Genomic DNA, 16230 nt, shown 5'->3' with positions numbered 1-16230 from the left:
TTTTCTGTTAGAGAATTTCCATTAATTTATCAAGTTCATCAAGCGTCAGATCATCATCGCCAAGATCGCTAGGCGTAAGCTCAGGTCCGTCTTGGGCCAGGCAGTGATCTATGATTTTCAAGAGGTGCCCTTTAAAACTGTCACTGAACGATTGAATGGTTTTTTCATGAAATTCGAGAGAATGATAGGCAAACGTCATCGTCATCTGCCCATTTTCTATAAATCCGACAATATCAAGCGCATTCGGCTTCTCTGTGTCAGGGCTCAGCGATTGTCCTGACGGCATCCCGGATCTTGTAAATAAGCCGGAATCCGACATCTCATTAAACTGGCCTAAGTAGTTAAAGCTGATATCCGGATCAATCTCAAATGAAAGATTCTCTTTATGCTCAGGCGCCGTTACATAACGCAGAATGCCGTAGCCGACTCCTTTGTTCGGGATGTGTCTGATGTCTTCTTTCATTTGTTTCAGCTGATATGAAAGATCGTCGGCGTGCTTCATCTCAAGGATCATCGGATACATGCTCGTAAACCATCCGACCGTCCGGGTGATATTCAGGCCGTCAAGAATGTCTTCGCGCCCGTGGCCTTCCAAATGAACGCCGATCGTGTCTTCACCCGTCCACTCTTTCAGCGCCAGTCCGAGCGCCGTGAGCAGGATGTCGTTCATTTCGGTGTGATAGGCTTCATGTACGTTTGTCGTCAGCTGTTCAGTTTGTTCAGGCGTCAGAGAGAAGCTGACCGTTCTCGTATGTCTCATGCGCTGATCACCAGACTGCCTGTCTTTCGGAAGCTGAGTGCATACCTCTTTTTCCTCAAGCTCTCTCCAGTAATCCGCTTCTTTCAGAAACGCCTTCGTATTTGCGTATTCTTTGATTCTCTCGGCAAATTCGGCGAATGAATGTGTTTTCGGCGGCAGCGCGGGTTCATTGCCTTGCTTCAGCTGCGTATAAACGGACGTAAAGTCCTCCAGTAAAATCCGCCAAGATACACCATCCACGACTAAGTGATGGATTGCGAGAAGAAGGTGGTCTCCATCTTCAGCCCGGAAGAGCCCGGCTTTCAAGAGATGTCCTGTTTCCAGTGAAATACTGCTTTGAAGACGGTCTGCTTCCCTTTCGATACGGTCCTCATGGTCTTCAGCAGGTCCGTTCAGCTCAAAGACGTTCAGTTCAACAGACGCATCCTCAAGCCCTCTGTAATACGGTTTTTGTTCACGATAAATCATCCGGAGCGCATCATGGTGAACCGTCAGGACATGTAATGTTTTTTCTGTTATCTCCGGATCAAAGCCGTCTTTCGCGTGAAGCATGACGGATTGGTTCCAGTGATGTTTGTCGGTAAAGTTTCGTTCAAAGAACCAGCGCTGGATCGGCGTTAAGTCCGCTTCGCCTTCGACAGGGCCTTGGTCGGCCTGCTTGCCTTCCGTCCGCTCCACGTAGGAGACGAGCTCTTCGATGGTCGGATGCTGGAAGAGGTCTTTCATCTCCAGCTTGTAGCCGTGCTGGTTCAGACGGCTCGCCATTTGGATGCCTTTGATCGAGTCCCCGCCGAGTGTGAAGAAATTATCGCTTACGCCGATCTGGTCAAGACCGAGCACTTCCTGCCAAATGTCGGAAAGCAGCGTCTCCATCTCCGTTTCCGGCGCTTTGTACGCGGCGCTTCCCGCTTCAATATCCGGTTCCGGCAGGGCTTTTTTGTCAATCTTTCCGTTCGCGGTGACCGGAAGCTCGTCCATCTCCACCCAGAAAGCCGGCACCATGTAGTCAGGCAGCGTGTCTTTCAGCGCGGATTTGAGCGTTTCGATATCGTCCTGCTGAGGCGCGACATAGGCGCAAAGCGCGGTATTGCCCGCTTTGTCTTCCACGGCCGTCACCGCTGCGTCATGAACGTCCGCAAGCTGGGCGAGGCGGACTTCGATTTCTGAAAGCTCGATCCGGTAGCCCCGCACTTTGACCTGCTGGTCAATACGGCCGATGTATTCGATGCCGCACTGCGCGTTCCATTTGACGAGGTCGCCGGTCCGGTACATGCGCTCGCCCGGCACGAACGGATCTGCGGTAAACCGCTTCGCCGTTTCTTCTTCACGGTTCAGGTATCCGCGCGCCAGACCGCGGCCGGCCACACACAATTCACCGGCAATGCCTTCCGGCTGCACCTGATCGCCGTCGCCGAGAATATAAACTCTCGTATTGGCAATCGCCCGTCCGATCGAAAGCGATCCTTCCTCCGGATTGATGACGCCGCTTGTCGCGACGACGGTGTTTTCCGTCGGGCCGTAGTTGTTGACGATCGTGTACGGCTGTTTCACCGCCCGCTTCAGCTTGTCGCCGCCGACGAGAAGCATGCGGAGAGAGGTATTTTCCAGCTCCATAAATTGTTCGGCCAGCTGCGTCGGCAGGAAGGTGATGGTCACGCCGTGCTCTTCGAAATAGTGATTTAAGCGGGTGATATCCAGCCGGATCGCTTCGTCAATGACATGAAGCTCCGCGCCGATGGTCCATGTCGGGAACATCTCCCAGATGGAGGCGTCAAAACCGAAGCCCGCGTATTTGGCGCTTTTATCATCCGCCGTCATGGCGAATGCGTCGTGATGCCAGAAGCACAGGTTCACCAGCGCATGGTGTTCGACCATGACACCCTTCGGCTGTCCGGTCGTTCCTGACGTGTAAATCATATAAGCGAGATGATCCGCCGTTGTTTCCGTCTGCGGGTTCGCTTCATCGTTTTCATCAAGCGGCAGGCTCAGAATGGAGCGTCCGCCGTCAAGCAGAATCGTTTCTCCTTTGTAGCTTTCCGGCACGCCCAGCGCTTCCTGTGTGAGAAGAAGCTTGGCGCCGCTGTCCTGCAGAATGTAGCTGATGCGCTCTTCCGGGTAGTCGGGATCAATCGGCACAAATGCCGCGCCTGCTTTCAGGACGCCGAGTACGCCCGCGGCCATTTCCAAGGACGGTTTCGTCAAAATGCCGACACGTTCGTCAGCCGTGACGCCGCAGTCCATGAGAATGCGCGCGATCCGGTTCGCCCTTGCGTTCAGCTCGCCGTACGTCCATTTCGCGCCGTTGTATGCCGCGGCCGGCCGGTTCGCGTAGCGGGCGGCCGTATCTTCAAAGAGACGGTGAACCGTTTTGTCCCGCGGCACAGAAAGTGTTTTTCCCTTCCATGCGTTGAGGAGAGCTTGTTTTTCTGTTTTATTCACCAATGAAAGCTCAGAAAGCTTCGCAGCCGGATTTTCCGCTGCGGCTTCTAACAGTTGAAGCCAGTAATGCTTCCATGTCTCTGCCGTTTCCGGTTTAAACAGCGCGGTGTTATATTCAAGCACAAACGTTAAAGCTTCGTCTGTGTCCTCAGCCGTCATTGTCAGGTCAAACTTGGCTGTTTTTCTGTCAAACGGATGGTGCTTCAGCTCAATTCCTTCCATGACCAGATCTTCCGCATTTGCATTTTGCATCGAGAATACCGCATCAAACAGCGGATTTCTGCTCGTATCACGCTGCACCTCAACCTTTTGCAGAAGGTCTTCAAGCGGATAATCCTGCGCGTCAAATGCATGTAAAGCGGTTTGTTTTACTTCTTTAAGATAGTCCGTGAACGTTTTGTCCGCTTCCGGATACGTACGAAGCGCGAGTGTATTCACAAAAACACCGATGACGTTTGCGAGATCCGCATGTGACCGTCCCGCAACCGGCGAGCCGACAATGATGTCATGCTGTCCGCTCAGTTTTGATAGAAAGGCGCTGTATGTCGCCAGCAGCACCATGTACATGGTAGAATCCGTTTGTTTCGCAAGACTGCGAAGAGCCGACGTCTGTTCCTCAGTCAGAGAAAAGACCAGCTTGTCTCCTTCAAAGGTTTGCACGGCCGGACGGCTGTAATCAGCCGGCAGCGTCAATACCGGAAGCTCGCCGTCAAGCTCCCGAAGCCAATGCTCCTCCTGCTTGCGGTACTGCTCTGATTGAATAAATTTCTGCTGCCATACCGCATAGTCTTTATAATGAATCCGCAGCGGCTCAAGCGTTTCGCCGCCATACAAGCGGGACAGTTCATCTATCAGCACGCCGACTGAAGCGCCGTCCGAAATGATATGGTGCATGTCAAACAGCAGCAGGTGGTCATGTTCAGCCAGCTTGACCAGTCCCGTTCTGACGAGAGGAAGCTGATCCAGGCGGAACGGCCGGATAAAGCTCTGAATAATCCGTTCAGCATCTTCTTCAGAGGCTTCATAATATTCCATGTCGATATCAGCTTCCGTCCATATGCGCTGAACCGTTTCCCCATCCTTTATGTCAAATGTCGTTCTGAAGGCTTCATGGCGTTCTGTCAGCTGTTTCATGACGGATTTCAGCTTTTCTGCATCAAGCTTTCCTTTTAAGCGGAGCACAGACGGCATGTTATAGCTTGTTTCAGCGCCTTCCAGCTGCTGAAGCACGAACATCCGCTTCTGCGGTGAAGAAACCGGATACGTTTCCCGCTCGGCCGCCGGTGCGATGCTCTCAGCCGCCTTCCGCTCAGTCCCTTCAATCAGCTGCGCCAGCCCCGCAGCCGTCGGAGAAGTGAACAGATCCTTTAAGGTAAGCTGCACGCCGAATGTCTTCTGGATAAGGGCCAGCAGTTTCATCCCCGCTAACGAGTGGCCCCCGATCTCAAAGAACTGGTCATGGACGCCGACCCGCTCCATTTGCAGCACCTCAGCCCAAATATCCGCCAGTTTTTGTTCTGTTTCATTGCGCGGCGCCGTATATGACACGGCATTCGCTGCGGTCACATCCGGCATCGGCAGCGCCCGCCTGTCGATTTTTCCGTTCCCTGTAAGAGGCAGTTCATCCAATTGAATAAAGACGGACGGAATCATATAAGCCGGAAGATCCTTCGCCGTATGCTCCCTCAGCTCCCGGGAAGAGATTTCCCTGAGGCCGACAACATACGCGCAAAGAAGTTTGTCACCCGCACCCTGATCTACAGCGAGCACAATACATTCCTGAATCTGGTCATGACTTTGGAGCTGATGCTCAATTTCGCCAAGCTCAATCCGCTGACCGCGGATTTTCACCTGATGGTCGATACGTCCGATAAACTCGATATCGCCATTCGGAAGCCATCTGGCCAAGTCGCCCGTTTTATACATCCGTTCACCTTCCTTAAACGGATGCTTTACAAATTTTTCTTCCGTCAGTTCAGGACGGTTGTAGTAGCCTTCTACGAGTCCTTCCCCGCTGACGCACAGCTCTCCCGCGATACCCGCCGGCTGAATGCGTCCGGCTGAGTTCATGATAAAGACTTCCGTATTGCTGACCGGTTTCCCGATCGGAACGGAGAGCGTATCCTCTTCAATGACATCCACCGGATGGTATGTCGCAAACACCGTGCTTTCCGACGGGCCGTACATATGAAGCAGTCTTCCTTTTCCGACTGCCGCAAGCGCCTTTTTGACATGTTCTACAGACGCTCTTTCGCCCCCGAACATGATTTTCCGAAGCGTCGTCAGACAGGACGGCTCCATATCAACAAGCAGGTGGAACAGGGCCGTCGTAATCATCAGAATGCTGACGTTCTCCCGTTTGATCACACGGGACAGGCGTGACATATCCAGCACCGTATCTTTCGGGACGATCACAAGCTTTGCACCGTTTAACAGCGAACCGAACATATCAAACATAAAAGCGTCAAAAACGTAGTTTGACAGACCGAGCACTGTGTCCTCTTCAGAAACAGTCAAATAGTTCGTGTTTTTTACCGTCCGCAAAATGTTGGCATGTGTGACGATGTTTCCTTTCGGCGTTCCCGTCGTGCCTGATGTATAAGTGAGATTGGCAATCGTTTTGGAATCAAACGGCAATGCTGGATTGCGAGAGTCCTTTTCATAGCTCGCCTCATCATCAGCAAGCACAATGACGCCTTGAAAACCGGCCTTTTCCGCAAGCGGCTTGAGGCTTTGCTGAGTCAGGAGCACATTCGCCCCGCTGTCGCAGAAGAAATGCTGAATCCGCTGAACCGGATGCTCAGGATCAATCGGCACATAGGCGGACCCCGCTTTTAACACAGCCATAATGGAAACAATCATATCCATTGACCGTTCACACAGAACAGCCGCGGTTTTTCCGCCGCCTCCGACCGAAAGAATATGCCGCGCAAGCCTGTTGGCGCGTTCATTCAGCTGCTGATACGACAGGGTTTCCCCTTCGAACTGTAGAGCCGTCCGGTCAGGGTTCTTTCGGGCTTGTTCTTCAAAGATCTGCACGATCGTTTGATCTTTCGGGTATACCGTGCGTTCCGGGTTGAACCGCTGTAATTGATTCAAAGCCTCCCGTTCAGAAAGCAGATCATATTCGCTGATTTTCGCATCCGGCTGAGCTGCCGCGCTCTCCAGCAGACGGACATAGTGCGCAAGCATGCGATCCGCAGTTGAGCGCTTAAACAGCTTCGTGCAATAATCCAAATCAAGCGCAATGCCTTCCGCTGTTTCCCGAGCCTGCATGGTCAGGTCGAATTTGGCGATATTGAAGTTTGTTTCATGAAGAGACAGCGTCAGATTACCGATCTCCGCAATTCCGTCCGAAGCATTTTGCAGACTGAACATCGTGTCAAATATCGGATGCCTGCTCATGTCCCGGGGCACGTTCAGCTCCTCGGTCAGCCACTCAAACGGATAATCCTGATGAGAAAACGCATCCAGCACCTGCTTGCGCACATGACCTAACAAGCCGGCAAATGTCTGATCCTGCTTCACGGAGCTTCGCAGCGCAAGCGTGTTGACAAACATCCCGATAAGCCCCTCGGTATCGGAGTGATTTCTTCCCGCTGACGGTGTTCCCACGATGATGTCTTCCTGTCCCGAATACTTAGAAAGCAGCGTATAGTATGCTGATAACAGCACCATGTAAAGGGTGGCTCCGTTTTTCTCGGCAAGCTTCTGCAGCCGTTCCCGCAGCATTTTCGGCAGCTTGGCGGACACGCGGTCACCTTCAAAGCTTTGCACCTGCGGCCGCGGATAATCAGGGAGCAGCTGAAGCACCGGCAGTTCGCCGCTGAAGACTTCTTTCCAGTACGCCCGCTCCTTCTTGTAGCCTGCTTTCGCCCGTTCCGCCTGCCATACGGCATAATCTTTATATTGAATGCGCAATTCAGGCAGCTGATTTCCGCCGTAGATGTCAGCCAGTTCCTTCAGCATGATGGAAATAGACACCCCGTCAGAAATCAGGTGATGCATATCAAACAGCAGCATATGGCGATTGTGACCGAGCGTTTGCAGGCCGATTCTGAACAGCGGCGCCTCAGATAAATCAAAACGGCGCACAAAGTCCTTCATGACCTGTTCATTCGTTCTTCCGCGCGCTTCGATCATTTCAATATGAAACGGAACATGCTCGCCAATCACTTGTCTCGGCGTGCCGTCCTCTGATTGAAACGATGTTCTGAGCGCTTCATGCCTGCTGATTAAGGCAGAAAATGCACGCTCAAGCTTTTCACGGTCTAAAGCGCCCTCAATCATGGCCGCAGCCGGCATGTTATATCCGACTCCCGCGTCTTCAAATTGGCTTGCGATATAAGTCCGCTGCTGAGCGAGCGAAAGCGGATAGCTCGCCTGCTTCTCAGCCGGCTCAATTGCACTGAATGCCGGTCCTTCGTTTCGGTTTTCCGCATAATCGGCAAGCGCCGCAATCGTCGGATGCTCAAACAAATATTGCAGCGGAATTTCAACGCCCATTTGCTTATGAATTTTCGTCAGAAGCGTCATTGCCTTTAATGAATGACCGCCTGACTCGAAGAAATGATCATAAATGCCCGCCTTGTCCATTCCGAGAACTTCCTGCCAGATGACGGCAAGTGTTTCCTCCGTTTCATTTCTCGGCGCGGCATATTCAGATGAGCTGACAGCCTGCACATCAAGCGCAAACAGCTTTTTGCGGTCCGCCTTTCCGCTCGGCGTGAGCGGAATTTCGTCCGTTTTTGTAAAGTAAGCGGGCACCATGTAATCAGGAAGGTGCTTGGACACATACTCCCTGTACTCGGCAGGGTGAAACTCGGTTCCTTTTTCCTGAACGATATATGCGCAGACATCTAAGCTGCCCTGCTGATCCGGCCGTGCCAGCACGACGGCCTGCGCCGCGCCCGGAGCTTTTCTGAGCACCGTTTCAATTTCTCCCAGCTCAATGCGGTAGCCGCGGACTTTCACCTGATCATCTTCACGGCCGATATATTCGATCGTCCCGTCCGGCAGCCAACGCGCCATATCACCCGTGCGGTACATGCGGCCGCTTCCGTTAAACGGGTCCTGCAAAAACTTCTCTGCGGTCAAATCCGGAAGATTTAAATAGCCGCGGCCTACACCGTCACCCGCGATATACAGCTCACCGGCCGTGCCGTCGGGCTGAAGCCGCTGGTGCTTATCCAATATATACAGACGGGCGTTGCCGAGCGGTTTTCCGATCGGAACGTACGCCGCCTGTTGATTCATTCCGTTATCCGCTGACACCTGATGCACGGACGCATCTACGCACGTTTCTGTCGGCCCGTAGACATTCGTCAGACGCGGCGTCCTGCCCGATTGATGAAAGAGCGCCATCAGCTGTTCAGCAACAGCGGCGGACAGGCCCTCTCCCCCAATGAGCATGTGGCGCAATTCAATTCCGCTGACATCTCCCGCCGCAACCATCATCTGCAGATGCGCAGGCGTTCCGTCAGTGGCTTCAATCCGGTTTTGACGATAATAGTCCAGCAGTGCCGAGCCATTCGTTACAGTCGTTTTCGGCACGATATAAAGCGTCTGTCCCAAAAGAAGCGAGGCAAAAATCTGTTTGACGGACGCATCAAAATGAAACGGAGCCAAAAGCGCCATTCTTAATGTCTGCTCACCGCATTGATAAATCTCCTGCTGCAGTGATTGCACCAGATGATGAACTTGCCGGTGCTCAATCATCACGCCTTTCGGCCGCCCCGTTGTACCTGATGTGTAGATGATGTAAGCCAGCCGGTCTGATTGTGTGCTGACACCGTCCGCAGCCGTCTCATACTGAACAGCCTCGTCAAAATCAATCCGTTCGGCATCCGCTGCGGGCGCCTGTATTCCGGCCTCCGTCAGAACAGCCTTCGCTCCGCTGTCCTCCAAAATGTACTGAATCCGATCCGCCGGAAAGTCAGGATCTATCGGCACATAGGCGCCGCCCGCTTTCAAAATTCCCAATATTGCGGCAATGACACGCTCAGAACGGCCAAGCAGCACCGCGACAGGAGAATCGGCTGATATCCCGGCTTGAAGAAGGCGTCCGGCGATACGGCCTGACTGTTCATGCAATGTGCGATAGGACAATGTTCGGCCTTCATACACAACCGCGGGTTTGTCAGACAGTGACTTCACTTTCTCTTCAAACAGCCCCGGTATCGTCATCTCTCCGCGGTAATTCACCGGATTGCCGGAGGCCCGTTTCAACAGCCGCTCTTTCTCGGATTCAGAAAGAAGAGTAAGTTCATCAATTATGCGATCAGGAGATGAAATCGCATCTTCTATCAGCGTGATCAAACGTTCAGAAACAGATTCAATCTCTTCCCCCTTGAAAATGTCGCTGCGATAGTCAAAATCAATTGTCAATTTCCCGGTGTCCCATCGTTCCTTCACATGAATTGAAATATCATTTGTACCGCTTCCGCTGAAAATAGGGTCTGTCAGGAAGGACAGATTCTCTTTTTTCTGCCACTGCATCACCTGGTACTCCAGAGCCACCGTAAACAATCTGCTCAGCGAACTTTTCGAAGCGCGCAAATCATTGACAAGCAGGTTATACGGATACTTTTGGTGGCGGAGAATTTTCATCAGATCCTTCATCCGGCCTTTAACGAATTCCAAGAACGACTGTCCTCCGTCAACGCTTGTCCGCACAGGCACCGTAGATACGAACATCCCGAGCATCTGCTTTTCTTTCGCATTCGTCCGGTTTCCCATAAACGTACCCGTGACAACGTCATCCCGGCCGGTCACTTTGTAGAGATAAGTGATCAGAGCTGACTGGAACAGAGATAGTACGCTGACTTTATGCTCCTCGCAGAATGAATGAATGCGGCCATATAAGTCGTGAGGAATTTCTTGAGAAAACCGTTTCGCACCAAGACCCGCATCTGCCTGGCTCCGTTTCAGGGACACAAGCTCCGGCACGGTCTCAAACTGCCCGTTCCAAAAATCCCGATCCTTTTTAAACCGCTTCGATTGCACATATTCCTGCTCTGTCAGCACGTGCTCGATAAAAGAAGGAATCTCCGTCTGTTCCTCACTTGTCCCGCCTGAAAGCTCCAAATAAATATCAGTAATCGCATTGCCCAGAATCGTCATGGAAATCCCGTCTGAAATAATGTGATGCACATTAGCGTAAAACCAGACCTCATTTTCACTGATCGTGTGCACGGAAAAACGGAATAAATCCTGATCATATAACGCCAGAGGCTTGCCAGCTTCTTCACGCCCCCATTTGGACAGCTCGTCCGCAGAGCAGCCGGCTTGCCTGATATCTGTGTGCCCGATAGAGAGCGGACGGTATTCGCTCACATATTGAACGGGCTCCCCCTCATCATCAAGCCGCAGACGGATTCTCATCGACTCATACCGCCGAACGAATTCCTGTATCGCTTTCTCAACGTAATGAGCCTGTACGCGGTCTTCAGAAATGAGTTTCCCGAACCCGGCAAGATTTGAAATACTTGTGTTCGGATAGAATTTTTCTGTATACCAGATACGTTTTTGAGCATTTGTTAAAGGATAAAAAGTTATTTCCATATGTGTGCGCCTCCCCTTTTTAAGATAAAGATGTCAATTCTCCCTTAGAAACAGCCTCCCTCTATGTCCCTAACTCATTCTCAAGCCAAAAGAACCACTTACCTCCAAAAACGATCCCGATTCAATCACCGCCGAAATCCGTCATCCGTTCACCCGCGCAGTCCGAAATGCGGCATCAAATTTATGAGAAATCAAGACAAAAAGCCATTGATTGTAAGCACGAAAGGTTTACCTATTTCTGCATGTATTTCTATATATCTACTTACGTTCACTTTATATGAAAATATTGTTTTTATCACCGAAAAATGGGTGAAAAGTTTCATGCGGCACACCGAAAAAAATTCCGACAAATCCAGAGGGTATTTTGCGGCATCCCGCAATTTATTTTCAAAAATATTATTTACGTAAAATTAAAAATCTTTAAACTATAATGAAAACCTGTCGAATATCCAGTTATGGCAGAATGAAAAAAATTTACGTACGTAAGCTGACCCGGAAAAAACAGCGCAAGAACCGAAACAGACGGTCCGAATGTTCGCAATATGATTTCATTAAACCGCAAAAAAAGCACTCTATTTTACATAGAGCACTTCAAAAAGATTCCTTTATTGCAGTTTTATCAATGTTGATTAATTCCATATAATCTTTTCCCCACTTATACATGGCGTCCAGAATCGGCATAAGGCTTTCTCCTTGCGCCGTTAAAGAATACTCCACTTTCGGAGGGACGACAGGGTAAACTTCCCTGTGAACGATCAGATCCTGCTCCAGCTCCCTGAGCTGATTCACAAGAATTTTGTGCGTAATATCCGGAATTAAAGCTTTCAGCTCATTAAACCGCTTCGTCCCTTCTTTTCCCAAGTGCCACATAATCAGCATTTTCCACTTCCCGCCTATCACGGCAAGCGTCAATTCCTTTTCGCAATTAAACGTTTTCTCATCCATTCGGCTCACGGACAATGCTCCTTCCTCTTACTTTTTGTACGGTCATCATCTATTCATACACGCTTACTTTTTCACACAACTTTCATCAGTTTATACTACCACGCAGTTTTGCTGAAACAAAGCGCATTGCCTGCGGGGACAGTATCCTCAAAGTAACTATTAGACTTCAAAGTGCGTACTTCTCAACATGCGGGGCACTCTATAGAATGAAAATACATAAAAAAGAGGAGTGGATATAAAGTGGAATTACAGCTGGCATTAGACTTAGTGAATATCCCGGAAGCAATTGAACTTGTGAAAGAGGTCGAACCATATATAGATGTTGTGGAAATCGGCACTCCCGTTGTCATTAATGAAGGACTGAAAGCCGTGCAGGAAATGAAAACAGCCTTTCCTCACTTGAAAGTGCTTGCCGATCTTAAAATCATGGATGCAGGCGGTTACGAGATTATGAAAGCGGCAGAAGCGGGAGCCGACATCATCACCGTTTTAGGAGCGACAGACGACTCAACGATCAAAGGGGCGGTTGCCGAAGCAAAAAAACAGCAGAAAAAAATCCTCGTCGACATGATTAACGTAAAAAACCTTGAAACACGGGCAAAAGAAATTGACCAACTCGGTGTTGATTATATTTGTGTTCACACGGGTTATGATCTTCAAGCAGAAGGAAAAAATTCATTCGAGGAGCTGACGGCGATTAAAAAAGCGGTCAAGAGCGCTAAAACCGCAATTGCCGGAGGCATTAAACTTGATACGCTTCCTGAAGCCATCAAACAAAACCCAGATTTAATCATTGTCGGCGGAGGCATTACGGGAGCTGACAATAAAGCGGATGCTGCTGCTAAAATGAAACAGCTGATTACACAAGGATCATGAAAACGACTGAATACTTACATGAAATACTAAATGAAATATCCCGCACCGCAGCATTAATATCCGACAGTGAAGCTGACAAGCTTGCGGATCAGATTTTATCGGCAGATCAAATCTTCACGTCCGGAGCGGGACGTTCCGGCTTTATGGCTAAAGCGTTCGCCATGAGGATGATGCACATCGGTCTGAACGCTTACATCGTCGGTGAGACGCTTACCCCTCCCCTCCAAGAAGGCGGTCTCGTCATCATCGGCTCAGGCTCAGGCGAAACAAAAAGTCTGCTTCATACGGCTGAAAAAGCCAAAAGCCTTAACGGCATCATCACTGCATTAACGATTAACCCCGACTCAAGTCTCGGCAAACTTGCGGATCTTACAATAACGATTCCCGGCTCTCCTAAGGAAGAGACCGGCGGAGACAGAAAGACGATTCAGCCGATGGGTTCTTTATTCGAACAAACTCTTCTGCTGTTTTACGATGCGGTTATTCTAAAAATCATGGAGAAAAAAGAATTGAATTCAGCAGACATGTTTACAAAGCATGCGAATCTGGAATGATTTGCTGACGGCCTTCTTATCAGATGGCCGTCTTTTTATCGTCTTGTTGCGCCCGGTCATGCAGGCCAAGGTTTTCGGGTCGGACACTCGCAACGAAAATATCCTGCCGGTGAGCTTATCGCTATAATAAGTCAATTGACGATACGGCCGCAACCATTCATTTCTGAATAGGGAAACGGCAAAAAACACTTTCTGATCGAATTTTTAATGAATAAAGTTGATTTGTGCGGATGGTTTTACAGATATTCAGCTGAATTGCGGCTGAGAAATATATTTTAACAGCTTTACAGCCGGCCGATTCTGCTTTATTCTTGGACCAGCTTTACAGCAATTAAAACTGGAGGTGATTGATACTCTTGAAAACATTAAAAGCACTGCTGCTTGTTCTTATCATCATTGCCGGAGCAGTCGCGGCCCTGATCAAGGGTGATCTTTTCTCAGATAACGAGCAGACCGTTCAGAAGAGTGATTACGACAAAGTAATCTTATTTCCGTCCGATCGATATCCGGAAACAGCAAAGCATATTAAGGACGCGATAAAAGAAGGACATTCCAGCATATGCACCATTGACAGAGACGGAGTACATAAGCGGCGTGAGCAATCTCTTAAACATGTGCCTGTCAAAACGGGATACGATAGGGATGAATGGCCGATGGCGGTTTGTAAACAGGGCGGAAATAACGCCTCCGTAGAATATATTTCTCCGGCAGACAACCGCGGAGCCGGCTCTTGGGTCGGACACCAGCTTACCAATGATCCCGACGGAACGAGAGTATTATTTAAAATCAAGTAAAAAAACAGGAGGAACAGCGCATTGAATAAATCATGGAAACCGCAAGAACTGGCCATTTCTTATCATCAATTTACAATCTTCCAAAAAGATTCAGAACCGCCTGTTATCGATTGGACCGATGAAGCCATTGAAAAAGGATATGCGGAAGCTGACGGAGCTGTTTCATTTGAAGCAAGGAGAAATACGAGGGCATTTATCGTCCTCAGGCTTAACACAAGTGAACCGGTACCATCCTATGAGAAAAAAGCGACTGTTCCCTTTGAGGCTGTAAAAGATGGAATTGAGATTGAAAGCGTGATGTCAAAGCGGCTTTTCTTTCATATTCCGAAAGGCCGATACAGCCTTACCTGTTATTCAGTGCCTGCCGAAATATCCGATCTTCATGCGGATACGTATATTATTGATGCAGCCTCAATGTAAAAGAAAGCCCTGAGAGAATCTTATTTCTCTCAGGGAACTTTTATAAACTTTTACCGTTTGTTTCAATTACATTCTGGTACCAATAAAAACTTTTTTTCCTGATCCGTTTCAAATCCTTTTCATCTTCTTCATCTCGATTGATATAGACAAAACCGTAGCGTTTTTGATAGCCGTTCAGCCAGCTTAACAGATCCGTGAATGACCAGCTGCAGTAGCCGATGAGATGAACTCCGTCACTAATGGCCTCTCTGCACTGTTCAAGATGGGAGCGTAAATAGTCAATTCTGTAGTCATCCTGAATTGAGCCGTCTTCTTCTATTTTATCGAATTCCCCCAGCCCGTTTTCTGTTATAAAAACCGGCAGCTCATAGCGGCTCGTTATACGCCGGAGGCCGATGCGCAGACCTATCGGGTCAATCGTCCAATCCCAATTACTCGTCACGAGGTTCGAATTCTTTTTCGTTTTAAACAGACCCGGTATACCGGTATCCTGGTTTGTCCCTTTCTGACCAGTCGTGTTCATTTTCCCCTCCGATACACCGTCAAGAGGATTTCTTTCGTACGTAATCGTCTGATAATAATTAACACCGATAAAATCCGGCTTGCCTTTTGCAAGCAATTCCATATCCCCGGCTTCAATGGCGGGCGCCCAGCCCTTTTCCTTTAAATAATTGAAAGGAATTTGCGGATAAGTCCCCCGGCAATACATATCAAGCCACCAATGATTCATAAATTCCTCTGCGTTTTCAAATGCAGTTATGTCTTCAGGATGACTTGTAAGCGGATAAGCCGGTGAATAAGCGAAGCTCGGGCCGATCATGCCGTCAGGAACATATTGTCTGAAGGATTCAATCGCTTTGGCATTAGCTAAAAATGCGATATGATTCGCTTCATAAAATCGTTTTCTGTCCTTTACGCCGGGCGGATGTGCAGCTGTAATAAACCCGTTATGAAAATTATAATTCTGCTCGTTTAACGTGACCCAGTATTTCACCTTGCCGGCAAATCTTTTGTATAACGCAATGCAGTAATCATTAAAATCATCAATAATTTTTCTTGATTCAAAGCCGCCGTATTCATCCATCAGCGCCTGAGGCAAGTCCCAATGATAAAGAGTCAGCACCGGCTCAATATCGTTAGAAATCAATTCATCGATCAGGTCTTCGTAAAATGCGATCCCTGATTCGTTGATTTCCCCTCTGCCATTCGGAAAAATTCTCGGCCAGCTGACAGAAAAGCGGTAAGCTTTCAAACCCATTTCTGCCATCAAGGCGATATCTTCTTTATAACGCTCATAATGGCCGACTGCTGTATCGCCATTTGAGCCTTTAAACGTTTTACCCGGTATTTTCGTGAATAAGTCCCATACTGAAGGTCCTTTACCGTCTTTATTCCAGGCTCCTTCAACCTGATAGGCAGCCGAGGCTGACCCCCATAGAAATGTATCAGGGAACAGGCCCTGTTTTTTATGTATCATGTGTTTCATCCTCCTGATGCGTATGATATTGATATCATACGTTATGAAACGCGTTTCAGAGCAATCCCGATAAAAACAAAAAAGCATCCGGCTTGCCGGATGCTTAAGAATGATGATGCCGCTTTTCCAATTTATGAGGCGGAGGCTTCGGGACAAACCCATTTTGTTTCATCATGTTAAAGCGCCTGTCCATATGCTGTTTAATATGTTCTGCTTTTTCTTTCGGCAGGACCCCGTACTCAACATATTTGGATATAACATGTTTTCGTTTTTCGAGCACTTCTTTTTCAAGTGATTCAATTTCTTTTTTCTGCTGTTCCGTGAGTGACATTGTTGAAGGCATTTTTGTTCCGGCGGCGTTTACCGGCATTGTGAAAACCATTGCTGTAATGAAAAACGCAG

General features: G+C 49.1%; 8 protein-coding genes. 4 read left to right on the top strand and 4 right to left on the bottom strand.

Translation table 11 applies throughout. The annotated features are described in order from the left end of the window. Window positions 1–7 precede the first annotated feature (7 nt). Window positions 8–10762, bottom strand: coding sequence for a surfactin non-ribosomal peptide synthetase SrfAA (srfAA, locus tag V7728_RS11070; RefSeq protein ID WP_099566387.1), 10755 nt, complete (start codon window positions 10760–10762; stop codon window positions 8–10). A 591-nt stretch (window positions 10763–11353) separates the two neighbouring features. Continuing rightward, complete coding sequence (locus tag V7728_RS11065; protein WP_007409352.1) at window positions 11354–11716, bottom strand: winged helix-turn-helix transcriptional regulator; 363 nt, start codon at window positions 11714–11716, stop codon at window positions 11354–11356. Between the two features lie 231 nt (window positions 11717–11947). Here V7728_RS11065 and hxlA point away from each other — a divergent pair, with 231 nt between their 5' ends. The 4 genes from hxlA (at window position 11948) to comJ (ending at window position 14351) form a co-directional block, all read left to right on the top strand. Beyond that, window positions 11948–12583 carry a 3-hexulose-6-phosphate synthase gene (gene hxlA / locus V7728_RS11060; protein WP_015239130.1) on the top strand — a complete coding sequence of 212 codons (636 nt, stop codon included), beginning with the start codon at window positions 11948–11950 and terminating at the stop codon, window positions 12581–12583. After that, window positions 12580–13137, top strand: coding sequence for a 6-phospho-3-hexuloisomerase (gene hxlB / locus V7728_RS11055; protein WP_007409354.1), 558 nt, complete (start codon window positions 12580–12582; stop codon window positions 13135–13137). The genes hxlA and hxlB overlap by 4 nt, the downstream gene beginning before the upstream one ends. A 356-nt stretch (window positions 13138–13493) precedes the next feature. After that, complete coding sequence (locus tag V7728_RS11050; protein WP_003156588.1) at window positions 13494–13931, top strand: NucA/NucB deoxyribonuclease domain-containing protein; 438 nt, start codon at window positions 13494–13496, stop codon at window positions 13929–13931. Window positions 13932–13952: 21 nt separating this feature from the next. Further along, the gene (comJ, locus tag V7728_RS11045; RefSeq protein WP_039252825.1) at window positions 13953–14351 is read left to right on the top strand and encodes a competence protein ComJ; all 399 of its coding nucleotides are present in this window, start codon (window positions 13953–13955) and stop codon (window positions 14349–14351) included. A 40-nt stretch (window positions 14352–14391) separates the two neighbouring features. Here the strand turns inward: comJ and V7728_RS11040 are convergent, their stop codons facing one another. Both V7728_RS11040 and V7728_RS11035 read right to left on the bottom strand, forming a co-directional pair. Beyond that, window positions 14392–15828: a glycoside hydrolase family 1 protein gene (locus V7728_RS11040; RefSeq protein ID WP_099566386.1), complete on the bottom strand. Its 1437-nt coding sequence runs from the start codon at window positions 15826–15828 to the stop codon at window positions 14392–14394. Between the two features lie 103 nt (window positions 15829–15931). Next, entirely contained in the window at window positions 15932–16210 is a 279-nt protein-coding gene (locus tag V7728_RS11035; protein ID WP_372691166.1) for a YckD family protein, read from the bottom strand. Window positions 16211–16230 lie beyond the last annotated feature (20 nt).

The sequence above is a fragment of the Bacillus sp. JHAA genome (assembly GCF_036961585.1).
Classification (GTDB): domain Bacteria; phylum Bacillota; class Bacilli; order Bacillales; family Bacillaceae; genus Bacillus; species Bacillus velezensis.
Note: the sequence above shows the minus strand (reverse complement) of the source record. Positions and strands in the feature narration are given on the sequence as shown.

Excerpts from the sequence above, each read along its gene's own strand:
- hxlB (WP_007409354.1), top strand. The coding sequence starts at position 12,580 with ATGAAAACGACTGAATACTTACATGAAATACTAAATGAAATATCCCGC.
- srfAA (WP_099566387.1), bottom strand. The coding sequence starts at position 10,762 with ATGGAAATAACTTTTTATCCTTTAACAAATGCTCAAAAACGTATCTGG.
- V7728_RS11040 (WP_099566386.1), bottom strand. The coding sequence starts at position 15,828 with ATGATACATAAAAAACAGGGCCTGTTCCCTGATACATTTCTATGGGGG.
- V7728_RS11035 (WP_372691166.1), bottom strand. The coding sequence starts at position 16,210 with ATGGTTTTCACAATGCCGGTAAACGCCGCCGGAACAAAAATGCCTTCA.